We start from the raw sequence: 21852 nt of genomic DNA, 5'->3' as shown, positions 1-21852 counted from the left end.
GTCGCTTCCTCGCCCCCTGATGTCACTGCCGAGTCCTAGGCTGCTGACAGTCACGGTGTACGCAGCGAACGGTGAGGGGAACGCGGTTGGTTTCATGGCTTACGCCGCTTCTGGGGGGCATAGTTGTTGTGGCCGCTGCGGCAGCGGGACCATTGGTCACCGGCATCATCCAGAATCGTCGCGACGCTCGACTTATCGCTGACCTTGAACGCAATTGGGAATTGCTAGGCAAGCTGAGAGCTGGGCCTCCGGATCAGTGGACTCACGAGATTGCTCAGCTGGACGCCCTGATCAGGAGCCAGCTTGGAGCAGTTGCGTCCCGGCAATCCCGATACGTTGCGCATCGACGGAACTGGGCGAGCTTGGGCGCCGTGTGCATGATCATAGTGATCGGGTTTCCGCTGCTTTGGTTGCTTGTTCTTCCAGGGGTCTGGTGGTCGTGGGTCCTGTTTAGCGTGTTGCTTGTCCTTGTGGTGTGCCTCTGCATCATCGGCCTACAGCAGACGTTCAACCCGCCAGATGAGCCTGCCCCGGAAGACCCTGCGACTGGTGGTCAGAGCTGAATCCGGTGCAGTCTCGATGTGTGAGTGAACCCCTGAGCGATCTTGAAAACCGTTGTGGCAGCGATGTCACCGTGGGTTCAAATCCCACACCCACCGCACGTGAACGGCCCCTTACCGGAATTCGGTCGGGGGCCGTTCTCATGCGCGCTGTCCGCCAACCACCGTGGTTCCCCGTCAGCTACCGCTCGATCGGGCACGGCAAAGGCACGGTCACCTTCTGATCCGTAGCTCTATGTGGATCGGTCGCTGAGGGGTGTTCCGGTTAGCCGGAAGTGCCTGAGGGGGGCTGGAGGTGGGGGGCTGTTGCTGGGGTTGCTGTATCCGGTTGCTGTACGGCCTCGGCAGCGACACGGGCGTAGGCGAGGTTGCTACGGCTAGTCAGGGTGTCGGGATGCGTGTCGCCGAGCACCTGCTCGTACTGGGCGAGCGTGGCCTCGAACAGAGGGATGGCCCTTCTGTGGTCCCCCGCCGAATGGTAGGCGCTGGCGAGGTTGCTGCGGCAGGTCAGGGTGCTGGGATGCGTATCGCCGAGCACTCGCTCGCGCTGGGCGAGCGTGACCTCCAACAGAGGGATGGCTCGCCCCAAGTCCCCCGCCAAAAGGTAGGCGTGAGCGAGGCTGTTGCGGCAGGTCAGGGTGCTGGGATGGGTATCGCCGAACACTTGCTCGTACTGGGCGAGCGTGACCTCCAACAGAGGGATGGCCCTCCTGTGGTCTCCCGCAGACCCGTAGGAGTTGGCGAGGTTGCTGCGGCTAGTCAGGGTGCTGGGATGCGTATCGCCGAGCACCCGCTCGCGCTGGGCGAGCGTGACCTCCAACAGAGGGATGGCTCGCCCCAAGTCCCCCGCCAAAAGGCAGGCGCAGGCGAGGTCGCTGCGACAGGTCAGCGTGTCGGGATGCGTATCGCCGAGCACCCGCTCGCGCTGGGCGAGCGTGACCTCCAACAGACGGATGGCCCTCCTGTGCTCCCCCGCAGACCGGTAGGCGTTGGCGAGGCTGTTGCGGCAGGTCAGCGTGTCGGGATGGGTATCGCCGAACACTTGCTCGTACTGGGCGAGCGTGACCTCCAACAGAGGGATGGCCCTCCTGTGCTCCCCCACAGACCCGTAGGCGTAGGCGAGGTTGCTGCGGCTTTGCAGGGTCCCCACGTGGGTATCGCCGAGCAACTGCTCGCGCTGGGCGAGCGTGACCTCCAACAGAGGGATGGCCCTTCTGTGGTCCCCAGCCGAATGGTAAGCGTTGGCGAGGTTGTTGCGGCTTTGCAAGGTGTCGGGATGGGTATCGCGGAGCAGTTCCTCGCGCTGGGCGAGCGTGGACTCGAACAGAGGGATGGCTCGCCCCAAGTCCCCAGCCGAATGGTAAGCGTTGGCGAGGTTGTTGCGGCTTTGCAAGGTGTCGGGATGGGTATCGCGGAGCAGTTCCTCGCGCTGGGCGAGCGTGGACTCGAACAGAGGGATGGCTCGCCCCAGGTCCCCCGCCGAAAGGTAGGCGTGAGCGAGGTCGTTGCGGCAGGTTAGGGTCTCGGGATGGGCATCGCCAAATGCCCGCTTACGTTGGGCGAGAGCGGCCTGGAACAGCGGGATAGTGCGGGCGGTGTGGCCCTGCTGGTCGAGACGGTAGGCAGCGGTGATATATCCGTCGGCGAGTGGAGCGTTGTCGTGTCCTGGCGGGGTGGTCGCAGCAAGGGTGACCAGGTGGGGTGTGAGCGCGTCCCACTGCCTTTCGGTTGTGCTCTCCTGGCCTGGAGGCGGGGCCAGGTGGTGGAGGACCGTTTGTTCGGCCCTGTCGCGTCCTTGAAGGTGCCGGGGCGGCTGGGTGCCGTCAGTGCCCAGGGAGCTGCGTAGGACGGTTTGAACCAGTCGGTGTATGCGCAGTGCAGTCCCCGTGTCGGTGACCATGCTGTAGGCGGCCAGGGTGCCGATGGCTTCTGCGGTGTCGTCCGCGTCGGTGCCGGGCAGGTTGAGCAGCGCGTGCGGGATGTCATCGGGGGCGAGCCAGGCGGCAGTGTGCAGTACCTCCACAGCCAGCGGATCTTCCTCTTCCAAGGCGTGGAGAGTGACGCTCCATACTCGAATGATGGTGCGTTTCCGGTCGATGCCGTGGGCGGCCTTACCGAGTTTGGTGCCCAAGCGACGGCGATAGGCGTCGAGACTGATGCCTCGGTTCTGGGCCAGATAGGCGCCAGCCTGTTTGATCGCCAGAGGAAAGCATCCCAAGTCGGTGGTGAGGGCGTGAGCGTCCGCCTGCTGCCGTGGCGTGGGTGTGGCGCCCTTGAATATGAGACGGCACAGCAGGGTCGTTGCATCGTCGGGATTGAGGTTGCCCAGTGTCAAGGTGGGGGCGCTGTCGGGCCAGCCCGTGGCGCGCCGACTGGTGGCCAGGTGGTGCCCTTGGTGAAGTGCGCCAGTGTACGGGGCGAGGTCGTCGGGATCCTCGACGTTGTCGTAGACCAGCAGCCAGCCCGGATGCCAGGCCAGCCACTGCATCGCCCACGCTACTTGCGATTTGCGCTCAGCCGTGGCCGCCAAGTCGGGGACCAAAGCCTGGGTGAGCTCAGTTAGGGATGTCTCGATCTCGTTGGGGGAGGCGGCGTTGATCCACCAGATCAAGGTGTAGTCGTCACGGTGGCGGTGGGCATAGCGCAGGGCCAAGGTGCTCTTGCCGATCCCGCCCAGCCCGTGCACCGCCCCGCTCTGCGTGATCGCACTTTCGCACTGATCCGTCAGGATGTGCCGGAGCCAGGTGAGCTCTTCCTCACGGCCCAGGCAGAGCGTGGCCGGGGGCAGGTTCGAGGTGCCCGGGGCCGCGGTGACCCTATTCGCGGCGTACAGCGCCCTGGCCGGCAGGACGTTCACATCGCCTGTGTAGGCGTCTCTGATTTGCTGGGCCCCGATCGCCCGCTCACCGGGGGTCTCGATCCGAAGCCTGTACGCGGCATCATCCGTACTCATGGCCGCGGCTGGAGGTGACCGTCACCGGTGATCGCGGTGTCGATGTGCTGGGCGGCAATCGACCGCTTGCCGGACGCTGTGATGTTGAACGTGCCCGCCGCCGGGGTTGGCAGCAGGGCGGCCAGTTCCTCCCGCAGGCCGGGATCGTCCTGCAACGCGCGCCTGAGTAGCCTGCTCAGCACCGCTGTGGAGTACGCGTCGTTCTGCTCGTCGGCGGCCTCGTCCACCACGCGTTTCAACTCGGCCTGGCCCGCCTCGTCCCTGCGGCGCCAGACCAGTTGAAGGATCCGCTGCCCGAGACCCACCGTGGCGTCGGCAGCAACGTCCTGGGCCCGGGTCAGTACCGCTGCCCCGTAAGCCCCCACCGCGGCCGTCAGGCACGGGCCTGCCTGCTCGACCAACGGCACGATTTCAGCACTCACTTGATCCCCCGATCTGCGCAGCTTCGAAAGAACCCAGCGTAGAAACGCTGCCCCTGTCTTGAAGCCAAAACGCCCGAAGCGCCCGCCCCGGTTCCTGCGCGCCCATGCTGGATTTCCCGCCTCACACCATCAGCTTGGGAAGCTCAGGTGACTTGGCGGCTAGTTCCGTGTCTGACCAGGCGAAATGCCGCCATGGGTACCATTGTTCCTGTCGTGGCTTTCCCCGTGATTTACCGTGAGTTCCCGCCTGTTCTGGCACGACAGTGGCACGGCGGATGATCGCTGTTGCTGTGCTGCGGGAGCCCACCTGTACGACCTCAACTTACGTCCGGAGGCTGGTACCTGCGGCGATACTTCGTGATCCCCCTCTGAGCTGGGGGAGATCTGACGTCAACTGTCGTCGTTGGTCGTCGCTGACTGCTGTCGGACGGCCCAGAGACGGCCTGACTCAAAGCTCCGATGAGCCGCTAGCCGGCTGTCGAGCTCTGTGCAGTTGCTCGGGGGATAGGGCACACCTTGCAGTGGGCTTCGGCCCCACCTGTGCCGGTCACATACCTGATGGCGTGACTCGGTGTGTTCCTGCACGGCCGCCACACTTGAGTCGCCTCCGGCTCTCTGTTAACCAGCCATCCTAGGAAGAACGCCAACAAGAAGGCGCCTACAAGCGTGAGTAGCAATATGAGGAGGAGGGTTTGCGTGCTCATCATGCGCGGACTCCTGCGTATCAGGATGGCCCCCGAAGGCTGGCCTCCTAGCGTCGCATCTCACCCCAGAGTGACATGAGTAGGCGCAGGGAGCATCGCCCCGGCGCATTCGTAGCGTGTGCGCTCCCTTCTCGCGGTCCGTGGCACATCGGGCGGCATGTGACTTTGGCCAGGAGCCGCGATGGGGCGAGTGATCGTGATCCCACTGGCTTCGGGTGAGTCAGGGCTTACCGCCCCCAAGTCTGCTTCCTCAAAAGCGAGTTGGGGCGTGTCGATGTTTCACGTGAAACCAACGACCTGCCGCACCTGCCCCCTCCTTTACCCACCACTCAACCCAGCTCCCATCCCGTCCGCCGTCGACCCACACACCGTGGAGCAGGCGTGGTTCAGGGCGTCAAGGTGGAGCGCGCCACTGTACGAACGACCTTGACGCCCTGGGCCTCGTCTGCTCGGCTCTGCCTGGGTCGACGGTGGACGGGATGGGAGCCTACGACGCTCGCCACGATCGGCCGGCACTCGCGAGCGCAGCCCCCTCCATCCCAGAGTCTGAGCGCCCCCGCCAGAGGCATGTCCTTGTTGTGGTGCCAAGTCTCGACTCATGGCTACCGGCCCTATCCACATGTGGGCGCGCGTCGGCGCAGCCCGCCGGAGCGGGCCGAAGGCAGGAGCGGCGGCGGAGCGGAGCCGTGGAGCGCGCCCGGCGGAGCGGAGCGCAGCCGGGACTTGAACCAGTAGAGAAAGTTGTAACTCAGTCGGACACGTGGGGCTTGTCGGGTCTCGGTTGATGCTTGACGCCGGGGTTGCAGTTGGTGCGTGACGCTCGCTGGGGTTCAGGTGCTTTGGCCTACGCTTCGGCTCATGGGGGCAATGAACTGGAGCGGTGTCCGTAAGCGAGTTGAGGAGTTGTCTCGCGCGGATCGGGCACGGCAAGTCTTTGACGCCTGGGACCGGTACGGGGCACGTGGCCATCACTTCCGGCTTGCTGATCCACTCTCGGAATCAGAAGTCAGCGAGTCAGAGGCTCAGTGGGCCCTTGAGCTACCCGAGGACTACCGGGGCTTTCTGCTTGAGGTTGGCGCCGGCGGCGCTGGGCCGGGCTACGGACTCAGCTCCTTGAGTCGGAGCGACGCCGGGTGGCTGTGGACCGACGTGGGCGGCGGCATGCTGCACGACCGGTTGCGGTTCCCTTTCCCGGCAGCGGAAGAAAGCGCACTGGTCCAGGCCGAGCACAGTGCCAAGGAGCCTGTGGAGTCTGCCTTTGAGGATGAGGACGCGTTCCGTGAGGCCTATCGTGCCTGGTTGGAGGAGGATGAGGCGCTCTTCGACTGGTCGACGTCCGGCGCGGTGAACCTCAGCCACGAGGGCTGCGGTTACTGCTCCTGGCTCGTCGTCTCCGGTCCGCAACGTGGCCGTATGTGGCTTGACGAGCGGGCGGGAGACGGCATCTTCCATCCCCTCGGAGCGCCGCACGTGCAGGCCGAGTTTGCAGACTGGTACCTCGACTGGGTCGAGAAGTCCGAGGCTGCCGCCCGACGCCCTCGCTAGGAGCGCTTGAACTCCTTTGCGCAGTCTGGGAGTTCTACGGCATGGCGATGTGCGAGCGGCAGGAAGAGCACGGGGCGGATCGTCCATGTGATGCGGGTGCTGGTGTGCGTGACGGAGACCGTGCAGGGCTCGGAGCACAGGAGAGCCCTCCTTGTCTCGGCACGACCTTCGTACAGCCAGGCCCATGCCTCGTCGGAGGCTTCCGGGTCGAGCGCTGGTGAGATGGTGCGGAGCGCGACTGCAACCCATCTGTCTGCCTGGGGTGCCGAGTAGGCGTCGAAGGATGCCAGGAGGGACGGCCATCCTGTCTCGGCAATGTCTTGGGTCCAGCATTCGCACCAGTAGCCGCGGCGGGGCTTGTCCATCAGCACGGGTGACCTCCTGGCCGAGCATCGACGAAGAGTTCTGCGGTGACCGTGTAGCCGCCGTTGCTGTCGTGGACGACCACCCGGTGGGCGATGGCACTGACCATGCCTAAGCCCCGGCCGTGTTCAGCGTCCTCGTCCTGGTGCTCGACCTTCGGGGCATTGCCGTTGCCCCCGCCGTCCGTGACCGAGAGCGCGACGACCTGCGCGGACACCGCGAGCGCCAGATGGAAGCTGCCGGACTCCTGGCCGCTGGCCGTGTGGAGGATCGCGTTCGTGCTCAGCTCGCTCACGATCACCTCGGCATCCTCGGCCAGGGGTGAGCCTCTGAGGATGTCCCGTGTCCAGCGGCGCGCTCGGCTCACCTCTTCTGGGAAACCTGGGCAAGTGAGGCCCCAGACCCGAGCGGTGCTCGTATACTCGTGCATACAAGTTCCTTTATGCTGGTAGGCCGCCATGTGCAGCGGGTTCGGGCTAGACGAGTTTCACGCCGTCGTGGGCGCGGATGGCCGGCGGGGATGCCCCGTCGAGGGAGTCGAGTGCGTCCAGGACGCGGATCGCGTATGCCTCGTCGGCGAGTTCGGTGACTTCTTCGCGTGTGGCCCAGCGCAGTGCGCGGGTCTCATCCCCGGTGGCGGGCGTCCCGTCGGCGGCTTCGCAGCGGAAGACCAGCGAGACGATCAGGCCTGTCATGTTCTTGTAGACGCCGGTGAGGGTCGCGGGAAGCGCGATCTTGATTCCGGTTTCTTCGAGGACTTCTCGTTGCAGTGCCTCGGGAATGGTTTCGTCGCGTTCGAGGACGCCGCCCGGAGGTTCCCACTGACCGTTGTCGCGACGCTTGATCAAAAGGGCCCGGCGCTGGTCGTCGATGATCACTCCGGCAACGCTCACGGAGTGCGGACGGTCAGTGCTCACGTTCCTCTGCCCTCTCGGATGGCTAGGCTCTCCACCGTAGCAACAAAACTCGCCCACTCGTCTAGATACCTAAAGGAGTAAACGTGACCTCACTCCCGACCAGCCAGCTCGGCGACCTGGACCCCACGAGCGACCGTGCGGTGTTCCGGCAGATCGCCGACCAGCTGCGCGAGGCCATCGACCGTGGGCGATTCACCGAGGGAGAAAAGCTGCCCTCGGAAGCCGAGCTCGTCGACCACTACGGGGTATCCCGTATGACGGTCCGAAACTCCTTCTCCATCCTCCAGGGCGAGGGCCTGGTGCACGCGGAGCACGGCAAAGGCGTCTTCGTACGGCCGCGCCCGCCCGTCCGCCGGCTGGCCTCCGACCGGTTCGCCCGGCGCCACCGCGAGCAGGGCAAGTCCGCGTTCATCGTCGAGGCCGATGCCGCGGGCAGTCACCCCCAGGTCGACAGCCTTGAGGTCAAGGAGGAGAAGGCCAGCCAGGACATCTCCACTCGCCTCGGTTCCGTGCGGCGCGTACTCGCACGTCGGCGCCGGTACCTGCTCGACGGCCGTCCGGTCGAGTTCGCCGCCTCGTACCTCCCGCTCGACATCGCGCGGGGCACTCAGATCGCTGAGCCCAATCCCGGACCTGGCGGCATCTATGCCCGCCTTGAGGAACTGGGCCACCGCCTCGACCACTTCGAGGAGGAGATCCGGGCCCGGATGCCCTCGCCTTCCGAGGTGAAGACGCTCCGGCTGGCTGCCGGTGTGCCGGTGATTCACCTGATCCGTACCGCGTACGACACCGACGGGCGGGCCGTAGAGGTCTGCGACACGGTCATGGCGGCGGACGCGTACGTGCTGTCGTACCAACTTCCGGCGACGTGATCGTGTGGCCAGTAGCGGGCAGACGTCAGGCAGTTGGCTCGTCCATGCCCACGGCGGCGGGCGGCTCGAACATCGAGCTGATGTTGTTCCACATGAAGTCTTCTCGCCAGTCCGATGTGCCGGCCGCCCAGCCGAGCAGCGCTCGGAGCACCTTCTTCTGCGAGACGGTCTGCGTCTGGTAGTGCTCCGCCGCAACGCCGTCCCGGTACTCCAGTTGGTACGTGTTGTTCTCACGCATCAGAACCTGGATGTACCAGTCACCTGCGAGATCCTCGTCCTGCCGTTCGACGACCATGTGCTCGTTGTCGCGCCCCAGGTTGGCGAGCATGGTGCCTATCGCGGGCTTCGAAGGGCGCTTCACCGTGTGACCTCGGGCGTTCGTGGCAATCAGCATGATCAGATCGTGCCGTACGGGTCTGACAGTCGGGGTTGCCGAGTCGGGCGCGCGGTCTATCCTCCTCAACTCGTATGCTCCAACAGGCATACTCGTATAGACGAGTGGGCAAGTTGTGTGGCAGGGTGGTCGTCGTTCCCGGAGATCGGGTTCGAAGGCTGCAACTCATATAGACGAGTAGATAGGAAGAAATCTTGCGCACCATCCGTGTGGAGACCGCCGCCGCGACGATCCTGCTGACCGAAGCTCCCGAGCCGAAGGTCCGCGACCGTCAGACCGGCGAGATCGCCAAGGACGTCGTAAGCGGCGAAGCGTTGATGACGCTCGGCGTCGTCTACATCGAGGAGGGGGAGTCGTCGCTCATCAAGGTCACGGTTCCCGAGAGTGGTGTCTCCGAGGGGCTCGCGCTCGGAGCTCCCGTCTCGCTGCCGGGGCTGGTCGCCCGGCCGTGGGAGAGCGTGTTCAACGGGCAGCAGCGGCACGGGATCGCGTTCCGGGCCGCCGCTGTAACCCCGGCTGCCTTCCCGGCTGGCATAGGGGCCACGGCCTGATGACCGACCTGACAACGCTTCTGGAGGTGGGTGGTCCTGTCGCCGCGCTCGGCGGCGGGGCTGCCTACGCCCGGGCCCAACACCCCGGCGTCTACTGGTCCGCGGTCGGCCTGCCGATTTCTACGGCCCGGCTGCTCACCTCGTACAGCTCGGTCATGGAAGCCTGCGGGCTGACCGTGGCTCCGTCCCGACTGCGAGTGGTGGCGGTCAAGGCCACCACCCGACGTGAAGTCCGCCCCGTACCGCCCCGTCGGGGCATCATCCGGCCCACCTCGACCGGGCTGCGGCTATGTCTGCGGCTCGCCCCCGGGCAGGAACCCGCCGACGTCGCCGCCTCGGCCGAACGGCTGCGGCACGCCTGGGGAGTTCACGCCGTCTACGTCACGACCGTCAAGCCGGGTGTGGTCGAGCTGCGGCTCGTCGGCTTCGACGTACTGCGGAACGTGAAGATGCCGCGCAAGGCCGTGTCCGGGCTCCTGAAGGTCCCCGTGGCTCTGCGGGAGGACGCCACTCCCTTCGTACGGGACTACCGGGCCGTTCCGCACCAACTGACCCTCGGCGCAACGCTGTCCGGCAAGTCCATGTACCTGCGCCACCTCGTCACCGGGCTCGCCCGGCAATCTGTCGCCCTGGTCGGCATCGACTGCAAGCGGGGCGTGGAGCTGGCGCCGTTCGCCTCGCGGCTCTCGGCACTGGCGACTGATCCAGCGCAGGCGGCCGAACTGCTGCCGGTGCTCATCAAGGAAATGGAGGACCGGTACGACCTCATCAAGGCACGACAGGGCATCGCGCCGGGTATGCCCGCCGAGGAGATCACCTCGGACGTCTGGGGCCTGCCCGAGCACGAACGCCCGGTACCGATCGTGCTGTTCGTCGATGAGGTGGCCGAACTCTTCCTCGTGGCCACCCGCAAGGATGAGGAACGGCGGGACGAGATGGTCACTCAGCTCATCCGGCTCGCTCAGCTCGGCCGTGCCGCCGGGATCTACCTGGAGGTCTGCGGACAGCGGTTCGGCGCCGAACTGGGCAAGGGCGCGACGATGCTCCGGGCCCAGTTGACCGGCCGTGTCTGCCACCGCGTCAACGACGAAGCCTCCGCCAAAATGGCACTCGGCGACATCGCCCCCGAGGCAGTCTCCGCCGCCTGCGCCATCGCTCCCGAGCGGCCCGGCCTGGCCGTGGCCGGTGACACCTCCGGTGGCTGGTCCCGCATCCGTACGCCGTACCTGTCCCTCGGCGATGCCGCCGAGGTCTGCCGGGAGTCCGCGCACCTGGTGCCCGACCTGCCCGCGCTCAAGCCCTTCCGTCCCGACGTGCCTGTACGACCTGTCGAGTCTCCGAAGCCGGTCGTCCAGCCGCGTCCAGTGACCGACTGACCTTCCCCTCCCAACCCCGGTCGGCGTGACCGCCCTCGCGCCAACTCCCTACCCCTCCCATGCCTGAATCCGGAAGGAGCCGCATCATGCGTGCCCAACTGGCCCGTGTCGACGCGGTGCTCGTCCAAGCGGTCATCGCCGCAGCGCTGTCCTTCGCCCACCTGCACGACATCGCTGCGGCGGCCGGTCAGGGCGGATGGAAAGCGTGGGCGTATCCCATCTCCGGCGACCTGCTGCTCGTCGCCGCCTGGCGCCGACTGCGGACCGGTGACGCGAAAGCCGCCGGGTGGTGCTGGTTCGTCATCGCACTGACCGCATCCCTCGGAGCGAACGTCGCCACCGCCGGACTCCTCGACATGAACCAGGTGCCGGCCTGGCTCCGCATCCTCGTCGCGGGCTGGCCTGCGGTCGCCTTCCTCGGCGGAACGTTCCTCGCCCACTCGACGCCCACAACCGCTGAGGACGCCGTGGGCCAAGAGGACGACGCCGAACCCGTACCCGAGCCACCTGCGCAACCCGCCGTGGATCCAACACCCGCCCGGCCCGCCGTGCCCGTCCCGGCCGCCCTGGTCGAGCACGCCCGAAAGGTAGCCGCCGAGCACCAGACCCGTACGGGAGCGGTCATCGACACCCCGACCCTCCGCGCACGCCTCGGCGTCCCCGCACCCATGGCCGAGGCCATCGCCGCTCACCTCTGAAAGGAGATCCGCTGTGACCGCCAACCGCCGCTTCCGCTCCGTCACCCGTATCGGCCCCGTTCAGGTCGGCACGTCCTACGACGGCCGGGGCCGAGAGAAGCACACCGCTGCCTGCACCGCTCCGCGCTGCGGCTTCTCCGCCGACTACGACAGCCGCGCCGCCGCCGAACTGGCCGCCCGTACCCACCAATGCCCCGTGCGCTGAAAGGACTTACCCCTTGACCGTCAGCCTGCCGCTCGTTGTCGTCCTCGGCTTCTTCGCCTGGGGAGCGGTCAAGTTCCTCGGCGTCCGTACCTGGATCGTCGTCCTGATCGCCCTGTTCGGCTTCTGGCTCTCGCAGACCTTCATGGCTCCGGCCATCGAGTCCGGCACGCGCTCTGGCGTGGACGTCATAAACGGCTCACACGACTAGACGAGTAGATGAGAAGAGGGCTCGCCGTGTTCCTGCCCAAGTACCCCGACAACCCGCCCCCGCCGCCCGCACACACCCACACCCCGGCCGATCCGGCACCCGTGCGACGCGCGGCCCCGCAGATCTCCATCAGCACCGGAGCGGTCGCGGCCGTCCTCGTCGGCGGAGTCGTCCTGACCGCGCTCCTGGCGGCCGTCGCCGTCACGGCCATATCGGTCGCCGTCGCCGCCGTGGTCCTGCGCTCGATGCTCCGCGACCAGCACCGCCGCTGAAAGCCACTGATCAGCAGACCCCCGGGACGGCCTCGATACCGCCAAGCATCCGCCGCCCCGGGGGCCCTACCCCTCCTGACCGAAGCCAGAAGGAGAAAGCCATCATCACCCGCTCCACCCCGGCCCCGCTGCCCGAACTCGCTGAGCTGGCCGCGTTCGGCACCATGCCCGGACTCCTCCGCCAGCTCTCCGGCCTCGGCGGCTGCACCCACCCGATCCGCCTCGACGGCCACCGCACCGAGTACGACGTGAACACCCGAACCGGCGAGATAGGCAACGTCCTCCACCGCCTCGACTCCTCCACTCTCCCGGCCGGTCACCTCCTGGTCCGCTGCAACAACCGCCGTACGACGCGCTGCGCGGCCTGCGCCGAGGTCTACCGCCGCGACACCTTCCACCTGATCACCTCCGGCCTGCGCGGCGGCAAGGGCACCCCGGAACGTGTTGCCGCACACCCCCGGGTCTTCGCCACCTTCACCGCACCGGGCTTCGGCCCCGTCCACAACCGCCCATCCAGCCCATCCGGCCCGGCCGGTTCGGTCCGGCGCTGCCGGTGCGGCGTTCGCCACGACCAGGACGACGCCGCGCTCGGCACCCCGCTCAACCCGGACACGTACGACTACGAAGCAGCCGTGCTCTGGAACGCGCACGCCGGGGCCCTGTGGCGCCGCTTCTCGACCTACCTGCGCCGGGAGGTCGCCAAGCGAGCTGGGCTCTCGCAGCGCGCGTTCCGCGAGTACGCCCGGGTGTCCTTCGCCAAGGTCGCCGAGTACCAAAAGCGCGGCGCCGTCCACTTCCACGCCGTCATCCGCATCGACGGACCCGAGGGCGGCGACACCCCACCTCCCGCCTGGGCCACCGCCGAGCTGCTCACCGACGCCATCGGTGCCGCCGCGGCCCATGTCCGCGTGGACGGACCAGTCATCGACGGACGCGCCCACAGCTTCACCTTCGGCCGCCAACTCGACGTACGCACCATCCGCAGCAAGGACTTCGACGGCGGCCAGGAACTGACCGACCGCGCCGTAGCCGCGTACATCGCGAAGTACGCAACCAAGGGCGCCGAAACCGCGACGGGAGCCCTCGACCGCCCGCTGAAGTTCCTCGCCGAACTGGCCCAACTCGACATCAGCGACCATGCCCGCCGACTGATCCGAACCGCATGGACCCTCGGTGCACGCAAGGAACTGGAAGACCTCCGGCTCCGAGCCTGGGCCCACATGCTCGGCTTCCGCGGCCACTTCTCCACCAAGTCCCGCCGCTACTCCACCACCCTCGGCGCCCTCCGCGATGCCCGCGCCGAATGGCGCCGCGTCCAAGCCGCTGCAGCCCCCGAGGGCGAGACCGACACGACCCTCGTCCTCTCGCACTGGGCCTTTGCCGGAACCGGCCTGTCCGCCGCCGAAGCCTGGCTGGCTGCATCCCTCGAACCCGCACCCGGAACAGAAGGAGAGCCCACCAAATGACTGACTGCCACCTGGCTGGCACAACTTGCTGCTTCCGGAGGGCTGGCTGATGGCCGACAACAAGTCCCCGCAGCAAGTACGGAAGTCCGTGATGACGAAGGACGAGTGGATCGCGAAGCACCTACGGCGTGCTCCGGCCAGGGATGAGCAATGGGTGCGGCGCCTCCTTGTACTCCAGGGGCGGGCCTAGTCATGGCTCTCAAGGTCGCCGTCTATACGCGGATGTCCAGGGACGATGACGGTGATGGGCTCGGCGTTGCACGCCAGCGGGAGGACTGCGAGCGACTTGCGGAGCTGCGAGGTTGGGACGTCGCGAAGATCTACGAGGACAACGACGTCTCCGCGTTCAAGCGGAACGTACGGCGCCCTGAGTTCGAGTTGGTCTTGAGCGACTTGGCGGACGGTCTGATTGACGGAGTCGTGGCGTACGACCTCGATCGGCTCGCCCGCCAGCCGAGGGACCTTGAACGCCTCATCGACCTCTACGACGAGCGCAAGCGACGTGTGTTCGCCACCGTCACCAACGACGTGAACCTCTCCACGGCCGATGGGCGCACCATGGCCCGAGTCATGGTGGCGTTCGCCAACAAGTCGTCCCATGACGCTTCGCGCCGAATCCAGCGCAAGCACCTTGAGTTGGCCCGGCAGGGCAAGTCGAGCGGTGGTCCCGCGCCTTATGGCTGGCTGAAGGGCGGACGCAAGGTCGACCCCGAAGCCGCTGAGCACATTCGTGTTGCCCAGCTACAGCTACTGGCCGGCGTGCGGATCGGGACCATCCGCACCGACTGGCAGAGGAGAGGACTTGGGCATCCCCGCGAGGGGACGACTCGGACCGCTCATCACCATGTCGAGCACATGTTGACCAACCCGCGCCTGTGCGGATACCGCACCTACCGCGGAGAGATCCTCCTCAACGATGCCGGCCAGCCGGTCATCGGCGAGTGGGAGACGATCAACACCGTCGAAGAGTGGGAAGCGGTCTGCGCTGTCGTTGCCGAGCGCAAGCGGAGAGACCCTGGCCGAATGCTGGCACGGAAGTATTTGCTGTCCGGCATCGCACGCTGCGGGCTGTGCCACACCAAGATCCGAGGGCAGGTCAACAAACGTCGCAAGCCCGGTTCCAAGGCCGCCACGTTCACGTATCAGTGCTCGGTGGTCAACGGTGGGTGCGGACAGGTCGGACGCGTTGGTGATCCCGTCGACGAGTTCATCATCAGCCTGATTCTCGCGGAGCAGCGTCAGAAGGCTGCCGACAGTGCTGCCGACCCGGTGGAGCAGTGGCAGAAGACAGGCGAGCTGGCCGGCGTCGAGGCTGATATCGCTGAACTGACCCAAGCCGCGAGGGCCAAGAAGATCACTGTCTCGACCTTGCTCCAGCTCCTGCCCGACCTGGAACGGCGTCGTGACGAGCTGAAGTTCGAACGCGGACGGTTCAACAAGGAACGGCAGCAGGCGAAATCGCTGAGTGCGGACATCGGCGAGGACTTCCGATCGCTCCCCATCGAGCGTCAGCAAGCGCTGATCCTGCACAGCCTGTCAGCCGTGCTGATCCATCCCGCAGGGCGCGGGAAACGCAAGTTCGATCCGAGCTTGATCGAGCCGGTCTGGCGCTGACTTGCTCGCGAAGTTCCGGATCTGTTCCAAGAAGGTGCCTGGGGCCCTCAGCTGATCGAGCTGAGGGCCCCAGGGCGTTGCCGTGCGTCGCTGACCTGCGGCGATGGCTCGTCGGCAACGACCCTCATTAGGTCAACGACGCCTGGAGCGTCGAGCAGCCTGTGGTGAAGAGGGCCGGGCAGGTTCTCGACGCGTAGGCAGGCGTAGGGGCGGTGCAGGCCGTACGGAGAAGGGCCCCGGTCGAGTCGTCGACCGGGGCCCTTCCCATCCCGTCTACCGCTTCCGCCACACCGTCAAGAACGTCTAGAACGTCCCCAGCTTGATGATCGAAAGAATCGCGATCAGCTGGATCGCCGAGGAGGCGAGGGCCTTTGGCCAGGGGAGGTCGTGGGACTTGCTGACCATGAGGGTCAGCAGGGCGCCCGCGGCGAGCCAGGTGGCCCAGCCCAGGAGCTGGACGAAGGACTCGTCGCCACCGAAGAACATGGCGACGACCAGCCGCGGGGTGTCCGTGAGCGACATGATCAGCATGGAGAGGCCGACCGTGGGCTGCCAGGCGCCGTCGCCGCCGAGCTGGCGGGCGAGGGTGTGGGTGACCACGCCGAGGATGAACGTGCTGAGGACGATCGCGATGGCCGTAGACAGGACGATCGGGATCGCGTTGGAGAGGGTGGCGTTTATCGCGTCCTCGCGGGCTCCGTCGAAGCCGAAGACGGCGAGCAGGCCGTAGAGGAACGTCACGATGAGGGCCGGGCCCCACATCGCGTAGTCGCGCATCTGGAGGAAGGTCTTGTTGGGGCGGGTGATGACGCCCTTCAGCAGGTCCTTCCAGTGCAGGCGCGGGCCGACCGGCGGGGCCGAGGCCTGGCCGGCGCGGTACGTGTCGCCCTGGTTGTAGTGGTCCTCGTCGATCGAGAAGGCGTGGGTGTGTCCGGGCTGGTTCGCCGCGTACGGGTCGGGACCCTGCTGCGGGTGCCCGTCACCGAAGTACTCCGGCTCGCCGTAGCCATAACTGCCACTGCCACCACCGCCGTTCCCGGCCTGGGGCCAGCCGCCCTGCTGCCCGCCGTACGGCTGCTGCTGCTGCCGTTGCGGGGGCGCGGGCGGATAGCCGTACGGCGGCTGCTGGTCTCCCTGGGGAGGCCGCTGAGCCTGCTGCCCGTACGACGGTTGCTGTTGTTGCGGTCGCCCTCGCGGGGCCCGGTTGTCCCGGCCGCTGCGTCCGATCCTGAATCCAGCCACGTAATCGAACGTACCTGGTCCCGCAGAGTGATGTGCCGGACCCGGCCCTCCGGGCGCGGGTTTGCGGCTGAGCTGTGACATCCCCTAAGGGCTGTCAGGGGTGGGGAAATGCGACGGCCCCCGCCGCCGGATGGGAGGTGGGGGCCGTGCCGGAACGGGGACTGAGCGCCAGGTCAGCCGCCCAGCAGAAGGGTGCGCTTGTGCAAGATGGGGCTCCTGGGTGAGCGAGGAGGGGGGGACGCCGGGCCCGTGGGTGCGGACCCGGCGGAGGCGGAGGGGCTCAGTCGGCGAAGACCGCGCCGAGCTGCGCTGTTCCCGTGGTCGCGACGCCGACGGTGCTCGGGGCGATGGTGCGGGAGCCCGTCGTGGTGATCTTCGTGCCGTTGGAGGGCAGATAGGTGATCGCGCCCTTGGCGCTGTTCTCGTACGAGCCGACGATCAGGTCGGCCCTGCCGTCGCCGTTCACGTCGTCGAGCTTGACGTCCGCGCCGAAGAGGTCGCCCTTCTCGTCGGCGCCCGGGACGCCCGCCGTGCTCTGGGCGAAGAGCTGCGCGGCGCCGTCGGTCTTCACGCCGTTCGCGGTGCCGTACAGGACGGTGACCGTGCCGGTGTTGGTGACGCCGGCGATGTCCTCGTTGGGGGTGGAGACGACCACGTCCTGGTAGCCGTCGCCGTTGACGTCGCCCAGGTCGAGGTCCCAGCCGAAGCTGTCGTTCTTCTCCGAGGTGCCGGGCACCTTGCCGGTGTTCTGGCTGATCCCGGTGGTCGCGCCGGGGCCGGACGCGGAGCCGTAGGTGACGTTCACCCGGCCGCCGTTCGAGGCGCCCGGGATGGTCGTGCCGTCGCTGAGCTTGTTGTCCCACCCCGCGCCGCTGACGATGTCGCCGAAGCCGTCGCCGTTGATGTCGCCGATGGCGGTGACGATGCCGGGGCTGAGCGTTTTGGCGGAGGCGGTCTTGAGGCCGGTCGCCGTGCCGGGCACGTAGTAGTTCGTGTTCCAGCCGTATTGGGTCTTCTTCTCGTAGCCGTCGACCACCAGGTCGGTGCGGCCGTCGCCGTTCACATCGCCCGCGGTGAGGCTCAACGGGCCGTACGGGTTGCTGTCGGTGCCGGGAGAGAGCGGCGGCTTGAGGGTGGAACGGCCGCTTCCGGGGGCGCCGGCGGAGGTGATGCCGCCCTTGTAGACGTAGATCGTGCCGGACGAGTTGCCCACGGCCAGGTCGGCCTTGCCGTCGCCGTCGAAGTCGCCCGCGGCCAGGTCCTTGCCCCAGTAGTCGTGCGCGGACGGGGCCGGGTCGGCGATGGACGCGCCCTTGCCGGTGAGGCCGCTCGCCGAGCCCCAGAGGACGGCGAGGGCGCCGGCGTTGGTGTCGGTGCCGGTCTTCTCGTAGGGGGCCGTCACGGCGAGGTCGTCGTACCCGTCGCCGTTGAGGTCGGCGTACGCCGACTCGGCGCCGAAACCGTCGCCGGCCTCGGCGGTGCCGGGGACACCGGCGGTGTTCTGGCTGATCGTGGAGTGCCTCGCGGAAGTGGTGCCGCCCGCGCCGCCGTAGAGCGCGACGATCTGGCCGGCGCCCTTGTGGCCGTTCACATTGGCGCCGTGTGCCGAGGCGACGACATCGCCGATGCCGTCGCCGTTGAAGTCGGCCTTCGCCACCCTGAAGGAGTCGGCGGCCGTCGCCGTCGCGGCGGAGAAGGTGAGCAGGCCGCCCGTGAGTGCGGCCGCCGTGACCGTCGCGAGGGCGAGTTTCGCAGCGTGCGAATGCTGCATGTGCATGCGGGGGTCTCCTGCGGCAGGCGGGGGATGCCGGTCGGGCATCCGCGGTGGAACGGGGTGCCGACCGCCCATAACTACCGCGCGTCGTAACGGGGTTGGGTGTGCCGGTCAGCGAACAGGAGACCCGTGGCGGGTGGTAAGGGTTGTACGTGTGTTCGGTAAATTTCTGAGGCCGGTGGGATGGAAGTGTCAGGAGTCCATTCCCAGGAACTCCGAGGTGGAGAAGGTGACCGTCGGCCTCCGGGCTATCAGGCTCGTCCTGTCGCCGCCGGGATACAGGGCGACGGTGTCCTTCGTCTCTCCCGGGTAGGTCCGTACGACCAGGTCCGCGTGGCCGTCGCCGGTGAAGTCGGTGATGGTGAGGACGCGGGTGGTGCCCTGGGCGGGCGGGCGCACGGTCACCATGCCCGCCGTGGACAGTCCGGTCGTACGGCCTCGGAGCAGGCGTAGTTCCGAGCCGCTGGAGACGAGTTCGCTCAGGCCGTCCCCGTCGAAGTCGCCGGAGTGGAGTACCGAGCCCGCGGTGGCGAGGGTGCCGCGGGCGGCGCCGGGCAGGTCGTAGCGCAGCGAGGTTTCTCCCATCGCGCCGACCGCCGCGTCCAGGGCCTTGCCCTTGCCGAAGTCGCCGAGGGCGACGTCGATGCCGGCCGGCAGGGCGGCACCCGTGCGGGTGGGGCCCTCCGGGCCGCCGAGCACGATCGCGGACGCCGCGGTGCCCTCCGCCGTACGGATGAGGAGGTCGTCGTAGCCGTCGTCGTTCACGTCGGCCGCGGGCCCCGTCGGCACGTTGCCCGGGGAGGCGAGGGGGGCGCCTGCCGTGCGCGGGGCGCCCTTGCGGGTGAACGGGCCGCGCAGGTAGCTGAGTTGGCCGTTCGAGGCGTGGACGACGAGGTCGGTCGCGCCGTCGCCGTCGAAGTCACCGGGGACCGGCTGGTCCGGCCACTCGTTGCCGTCCCGCGCCTGTGCGGGGATGGTCAGCTTGACCGCCTTGCCGGTCAGGCCTGAGGGGGAGCCGAAGAGGATCTGGAGGGGTACGGGGGGCATGCCCTGTCCGTCGTACGGCGGGTCGGTGGAGACCACCAGGTCCGTGAAGCCGTCCCCGTCCAGGTCGGCGCTCGCCTCCGCGTCGAAGACGGCGGGGAGCTGGCCGTCGGTGGCGGCCGCCTGGCGGGTGGGGCTGAGGAGCTGGCGCGCGCCGGGGGTGAGGCCGCGGGCCGATCCGTACACGACGCCGATGCCCGCGTCGTCGCCGTGGGTGTCGTCGGGGCCCTTGACTAGGTCGTTCAGTACGAGGTCGGAGTGGCCGTCGCCGTTGAAGTCGTCCGGCGTCCCGCTGCCCTTGCCGCGCGGTACGGGGAGCCGGGCGGGTGCCTTGGCGGCGACGACGGGGTCGTGGGCGGCGTCGGGCCCGGAGTTCTCGTCGCCCGCTCCCGCGCATCCCGCCAGGAGCGCCAGGAGCAGGACACCTCCGAGCCCGGCAGCCGTCGTACGCGCTCCGCGTCCGCCCGGTCTCCCGCTTCGCCGCCCGATTATTCGCACGCGCACCATCCATCTCGAACACACTGTCCAGAACAACAACCTGCACATGATGGCGTTGTTGCGGCGGGGAGTTAAGGGGAGCGACGTGCGGGGTGGGTCACGTGGGGATCACCAGGGGATCGGGCCGTTGACGTCGAAGTACCCGCCGGTGGGTCCGTCGGGGCCGGTCAGGGCCATGCGGACGATGATCTCGGCGCCCTGCTCGACGGTCTGCGTGCCGGTGCGGCCGTTCAGGTCGGTCGCGGTGTAGCCGGGCTCGACGCAGTTGATCCGCATGGCTGGGAGCGCCTTCGCGTACTGCACGGTGATCAGGTTGACCGCGGTCTTCGAGGCCGGGTAGGCGACGCCCGGGTAGCCGTAGGTCGGGGTGTCCGGGGCGGTGATCCGGGCCATCGAGCCCAGGCCGCTGCTCACGTTCACCACGACCGGGGCGGCGGACCGGCGCAGCAGTGGCAGGAAGGCGTGGGTGACGCGGACGACGCCGAAGACGTTCGTCTCGAACGTCGACCGCATCAGGTCGGCGGTCACGTCGGGGGCGCCGATCACGCCGTTGTCGCCGGCCCTCTCCTCGATACCGGCGTTGTTGACCAGCACGTCCAGCCCGCCGCCGGCCTCGACGGTCTGCACGGCGGCCGCCACGGAGGCGTCGTCGGTGACGTCGAGCTGGACCGCTCGCGCGCCCAGCCGCTCGGCGGCCAGGCGCCCGCGTTCGGCGTCCCGGCTTCCGATGTAGACGGTGTGGCCCGCGGCGACGAGGCGGCGGGCGGTCTCGAAGCCGAGACCCTTGTTCGCTCCGGTGATCAGTGTCGTTGTCATGCCCCTACGGTGCGCCGTGCAGGCGTGGTCAGCCAGGCGTCCCGTCTTCCTGGGACTGCCGGTACCAGGACGATCCGAGCGGGGCGGTGCACAGTGGTGTCATGGCGACCACGGAGTTCGGGCACCTGGTGCGGCGCTGGCGGGACCGGGTGTCCCCGGAGGCGGCCGGGCTGCCCGTCGGCGGGCACCGGCGCGCGGCCGGGCTGCGGCGCGAGGAGCTGGCCCTGCTGGCCGGCATCTCGGTCGACTATGTGACCCGCCTCGAACAGGGCCGGGCCGCCAACCCGTCCGAACAGGTCGTCGAGGCGCTGGGCCGGGCGCTGCGGCTGTCCGGGGCCGAGCGCGAGCACCTGTTCCACGTCGCCGGGCTCGTACCGCCGGGAAAGGGCACCGTGCCCGCGTACATCACGCCGAGCGTGCAGCGGATGCTGGACCGGCTGACCGGGACGCCGGTCGCGGTCTCCGACGCGGCGTGGACGCTGCTGCTGGCCAATCCGCCGTACGTGGCGTTGATGGGCGAGTACCACGGCAACGAGCGCAACGCGGTGTGGCGCAACTTCCTCGGCTCGGGCAGCCGCGTCCGCCACACACCCGAGGGCCTGCGCACGCTGGAGGCCACGCAGGTCGCCGAGTTGCGTGCGACGGCGAACCGCTATCCGGCGGACCAGCGGGTGCGGCGGCTGATCGCCGAACTGCGCGCGAACAGCGCCCGGTTCGCCGAGCTGTGGGACTCGGGCGCGGTGGGCCGGCCCGAGGCCTCGCGCAAGACCATCGAGCACCCGCAGGTGGGCCCCCTGACCCTGGACTGCGATGTGCTGAGCGTCGCGGGCAGCGACCTCCGGATCATGATCTACACGGCCGAGCCCGGCACGGAGGACGCCGAACGGATGGCGCTGGTGGGGGTGTTGGGGACGCAGTCGCTGAGCACGCCCTGACGGGAGCCTACTTACGCCCCTGACGGAGCCTACGTACGCCCTTGACGGGAGCCTACGTACACCCCTGACGGGGAACGGGCGTACGCCGACGCCGCTGCCGCGAACCGCCGTACGCCCCCGAGAACGCCGCAGGGGCCGAGAAGAAACTCGGCCCCTGTCAGCTTTAGCCCGCGTACTTACCGCTGTCTGTCCATGGCGTCACTTCACCGGCTCGGGCTCCGGCTCAGGCGCGCTCTCGGTCGCCGCTGAACCCTCCGGTCCTTCGGGTCCCGCCGGGGTTTTGACGGAGTCGAGGAGGAGTTGGGCGACGTCGAGGACCTGGACGGTTTCCTTGGCCTGGCCGTCGTTCTTCTTGGCGTTGACGGAGTCGGTGAGCATGACGAGGCAGAAGGGGCAGGCGGTGGAGACGATGTCGGGGTTCAA

23 protein-coding genes are annotated in these 21852 nt (G+C 68.0%); 12 read left to right on the top strand and 11 right to left on the bottom strand.

Annotation, left to right across the window (positions count from 1 at the left end; translation table 11 throughout):
• Positions 1-825: 825 nt before the first annotated feature.
• Together ACIBLC_RS13190 and ACIBLC_RS13185 are read right to left on the bottom strand one after the other, a co-directional pair.
• Complete coding sequence (locus ACIBLC_RS13190) at positions 826-3417, bottom strand: tetratricopeptide repeat protein (RefSeq protein ID WP_399210979.1); 2592 nt, start codon at positions 3415-3417, stop codon at positions 826-828.
• A gap of 92 nt (positions 3418-3509) precedes the next feature.
• Positions 3510-3935, bottom strand: a complete 426-nt coding sequence (locus ACIBLC_RS13185; protein ID WP_399210978.1) for a hypothetical protein — start codon at positions 3933-3935, stop codon at positions 3510-3512.
• A gap of 1562 nt (positions 3936-5497) precedes the next feature.
• Here ACIBLC_RS13185 and ACIBLC_RS13180 point away from each other — a divergent pair.
• Positions 5498-6184 (top strand): SMI1/KNR4 family protein, encoded by a 687-nt coding sequence (locus ACIBLC_RS13180; RefSeq protein WP_399210977.1) that lies wholly within the window; start codon positions 5498-5500, stop codon positions 6182-6184.
• Here ACIBLC_RS13180 and ACIBLC_RS13175 read toward each other — a convergent pair.
• From ACIBLC_RS13175 to ACIBLC_RS13165, 3 genes are read right to left on the bottom strand one after another with little or no spacing between them, the layout of a single operon-like run.
• Positions 6181-6549 carry a hypothetical protein gene (locus ACIBLC_RS13175; protein ID WP_399211408.1) on the bottom strand — a complete coding sequence of 123 codons (369 nt, stop codon included), beginning with the start codon at positions 6547-6549 and terminating at the stop codon, positions 6181-6183. The genes ACIBLC_RS13180 and ACIBLC_RS13175 overlap by 4 nt on opposite strands.
• Positions 6549-6977, bottom strand: a complete 429-nt coding sequence (locus tag ACIBLC_RS13170) for an ATP-binding protein (protein WP_399210976.1) — start codon at positions 6975-6977, stop codon at positions 6549-6551. The genes ACIBLC_RS13175 and ACIBLC_RS13170 overlap by 1 nt, the downstream gene beginning before the upstream one ends.
• 46 nt (positions 6978-7023) lie before the next feature.
• Positions 7024-7440, bottom strand: a complete 417-nt coding sequence (locus tag ACIBLC_RS13165) for an NUDIX hydrolase (RefSeq protein ID WP_399211407.1) — start codon at positions 7438-7440, stop codon at positions 7024-7026.
• A 107-nt stretch (positions 7441-7547) separates the two neighbouring features.
• On the opposite strand from ACIBLC_RS13165, the gene ACIBLC_RS13160 reads away from it, so the two are divergent.
• Positions 7548-8336: a GntR family transcriptional regulator gene (locus ACIBLC_RS13160; RefSeq protein WP_399210975.1), complete on the top strand. Its 789-nt coding sequence runs from the start codon at positions 7548-7550 to the stop codon at positions 8334-8336.
• 25 nt (positions 8337-8361) lie between these two features.
• Here ACIBLC_RS13160 and ACIBLC_RS13155 read toward each other — a convergent pair whose 3' ends face one another.
• Positions 8362-8730, bottom strand: a complete 369-nt coding sequence (locus tag ACIBLC_RS13155; protein ID WP_399210974.1) for a hypothetical protein — start codon at positions 8728-8730, stop codon at positions 8362-8364.
• 194 nt (positions 8731-8924) lie between these two features.
• On the opposite strand from ACIBLC_RS13155, the gene ACIBLC_RS13150 reads away from it, so the two are divergent.
• The 9 genes from ACIBLC_RS13150 to ACIBLC_RS13110 all read left to right on the top strand — a co-directional run bounded on the left by ACIBLC_RS13150 (position 8925) and on the right by ACIBLC_RS13110 (position 15120).
• Positions 8925-9281: a hypothetical protein gene (locus tag ACIBLC_RS13150; RefSeq protein WP_399210973.1), complete on the top strand. Its 357-nt coding sequence runs from the start codon at positions 8925-8927 to the stop codon at positions 9279-9281.
• On the top strand, positions 9281-10657 hold the full coding sequence (locus ACIBLC_RS13145; protein WP_399210972.1) for an FtsK/SpoIIIE domain-containing protein: 1377 nt from the start codon (positions 9281-9283) through the stop codon (positions 10655-10657). Before ACIBLC_RS13150 ends, ACIBLC_RS13145 begins: the two co-directional genes overlap by 1 nt.
• 86 nt (positions 10658-10743) lie before the next feature.
• Entirely contained in the window at positions 10744-11355 is a 612-nt protein-coding gene (locus ACIBLC_RS13140; RefSeq protein ID WP_399210971.1) for a DUF2637 domain-containing protein, read from the top strand.
• 13 nt (positions 11356-11368) lie between these two features.
• A complete protein-coding gene (locus ACIBLC_RS13135; protein ID WP_399210970.1) occupies positions 11369-11560 on the top strand; it encodes a mobile element transfer protein in 192 nt (63 codons plus the stop codon).
• A gap of 13 nt (positions 11561-11573) precedes the next feature.
• Positions 11574-11768, top strand: a complete 195-nt coding sequence (locus ACIBLC_RS13130; protein ID WP_399210969.1) for a hypothetical protein — start codon at positions 11574-11576, stop codon at positions 11766-11768.
• Positions 11769-11794: 26 nt separating this feature from the next.
• Positions 11795-12040 (top strand): SpdD protein, encoded by a 246-nt coding sequence (locus tag ACIBLC_RS13125; protein WP_399210968.1) that lies wholly within the window; start codon positions 11795-11797, stop codon positions 12038-12040.
• 164 nt (positions 12041-12204) lie between these two features.
• Positions 12205-13506 carry a replication initiator gene (locus ACIBLC_RS13120; protein ID WP_399210967.1) on the top strand — a complete coding sequence of 434 codons (1302 nt, stop codon included), beginning with the start codon at positions 12205-12207 and terminating at the stop codon, positions 13504-13506.
• Positions 13507-13555: 49 nt separating this feature from the next.
• Positions 13556-13696, top strand: a complete 141-nt coding sequence (locus tag ACIBLC_RS13115) for a hypothetical protein (protein WP_399210965.1) — start codon at positions 13556-13558, stop codon at positions 13694-13696.
• A 2-nt stretch (positions 13697-13698) separates the two neighbouring features.
• Positions 13699-15120, top strand: coding sequence for a recombinase family protein (locus ACIBLC_RS13110; protein WP_399210963.1), 1422 nt, complete (start codon positions 13699-13701; stop codon positions 15118-15120).
• Positions 15121-15423: 303 nt separating this feature from the next.
• Here ACIBLC_RS13110 and ACIBLC_RS13105 read toward each other — a convergent pair whose 3' ends face one another.
• From ACIBLC_RS13105 to ACIBLC_RS13090, 4 genes are all read right to left on the bottom strand, one after another.
• A complete protein-coding gene (locus tag ACIBLC_RS13105) occupies positions 15424-16443 on the bottom strand; it encodes a Yip1 family protein (RefSeq protein WP_399210962.1) in 1020 nt (339 codons plus the stop codon).
• A gap of 199 nt (positions 16444-16642) precedes the next feature.
• The gene (locus ACIBLC_RS13100) at positions 16643-18133 is read right to left on the bottom strand and encodes an FG-GAP and VCBS repeat-containing protein (RefSeq protein WP_399211405.1); all 1491 of its coding nucleotides are present in this window, start codon (positions 18131-18133) and stop codon (positions 16643-16645) included.
• Between the two features lie 195 nt (positions 18134-18328).
• Positions 18329-19678, bottom strand: coding sequence for an FG-GAP repeat domain-containing protein (locus ACIBLC_RS13095; protein ID WP_399210961.1), 1350 nt, complete (start codon positions 19676-19678; stop codon positions 18329-18331).
• A 108-nt stretch (positions 19679-19786) separates the two neighbouring features.
• Positions 19787-20494, bottom strand: coding sequence for an SDR family oxidoreductase (locus ACIBLC_RS13090; RefSeq protein ID WP_399210960.1), 708 nt, complete (start codon positions 20492-20494; stop codon positions 19787-19789).
• A gap of 101 nt (positions 20495-20595) precedes the next feature.
• Here ACIBLC_RS13090 and ACIBLC_RS13085 point away from each other — a divergent pair, with 101 nt between their 5' ends.
• On the top strand, positions 20596-21429 hold the full coding sequence (locus ACIBLC_RS13085; protein WP_399210959.1) for a helix-turn-helix transcriptional regulator: 834 nt from the start codon (positions 20596-20598) through the stop codon (positions 21427-21429).
• Positions 21430-21627: 198 nt separating this feature from the next.
• Here ACIBLC_RS13085 and ACIBLC_RS13080 read toward each other — a convergent pair.
• A partial coding sequence (locus ACIBLC_RS13080; protein ID WP_399210958.1) for a hypothetical protein occupies positions 21628-21852 on the bottom strand: 225 nt, incomplete at its 5' end.

The sequence above is a fragment of the Streptomyces sp. NPDC050535 genome, from assembly GCF_044457665.1.
Taxonomy (GTDB): domain Bacteria; phylum Actinomycetota; class Actinomycetes; order Streptomycetales; family Streptomycetaceae; genus Streptomyces.
This window is presented reverse-complemented; position numbering and strand designations above follow the sequence as displayed.

Coding starts and splice junctions, on each gene's coding strand:
- ACIBLC_RS13120 (WP_399210967.1), top strand. CDS start 12,205: ATGCCCGGACTCCTCCGCCAGCTCTCCGGCCTCGGCGGCTGCACCCAC.
- ACIBLC_RS13145 (WP_399210972.1), top strand. CDS start 9,281: ATGACCGACCTGACAACGCTTCTGGAGGTGGGTGGTCCTGTCGCCGCG.
- ACIBLC_RS13175 (WP_399211408.1), bottom strand. CDS start 6,549: ATGGACAAGCCCCGCCGCGGCTACTGGTGCGAATGCTGGACCCAAGAC.
- ACIBLC_RS13090 (WP_399210960.1), bottom strand. CDS start 20,494: ATGACAACGACACTGATCACCGGAGCGAACAAGGGTCTCGGCTTCGAG.
- ACIBLC_RS13170 (WP_399210976.1), bottom strand. CDS start 6,977: ATGCACGAGTATACGAGCACCGCTCGGGTCTGGGGCCTCACTTGCCCA.
- ACIBLC_RS13100 (WP_399211405.1), bottom strand. CDS start 18,133: ATGCAGCATTCGCACGCTGCGAAACTCGCCCTCGCGACGGTCACGGCG.
- ACIBLC_RS13155 (WP_399210974.1), bottom strand. CDS start 8,730: ATGCTGATTGCCACGAACGCCCGAGGTCACACGGTGAAGCGCCCTTCG.
- ACIBLC_RS13180 (WP_399210977.1), top strand. CDS start 5,498: ATGGGGGCAATGAACTGGAGCGGTGTCCGTAAGCGAGTTGAGGAGTTG.
- ACIBLC_RS13105 (WP_399210962.1), bottom strand. CDS start 16,443: ATGTCACAGCTCAGCCGCAAACCCGCGCCCGGAGGGCCGGGTCCGGCA.
- ACIBLC_RS13085 (WP_399210959.1), top strand. CDS start 20,596: ATGGCGACCACGGAGTTCGGGCACCTGGTGCGGCGCTGGCGGGACCGG.
- ACIBLC_RS13115 (WP_399210965.1), top strand. CDS start 13,556: ATGGCCGACAACAAGTCCCCGCAGCAAGTACGGAAGTCCGTGATGACG.
- ACIBLC_RS13110 (WP_399210963.1), top strand. CDS start 13,699: ATGGCTCTCAAGGTCGCCGTCTATACGCGGATGTCCAGGGACGATGAC.
- ACIBLC_RS13140 (WP_399210971.1), top strand. CDS start 10,744: ATGCGTGCCCAACTGGCCCGTGTCGACGCGGTGCTCGTCCAAGCGGTC.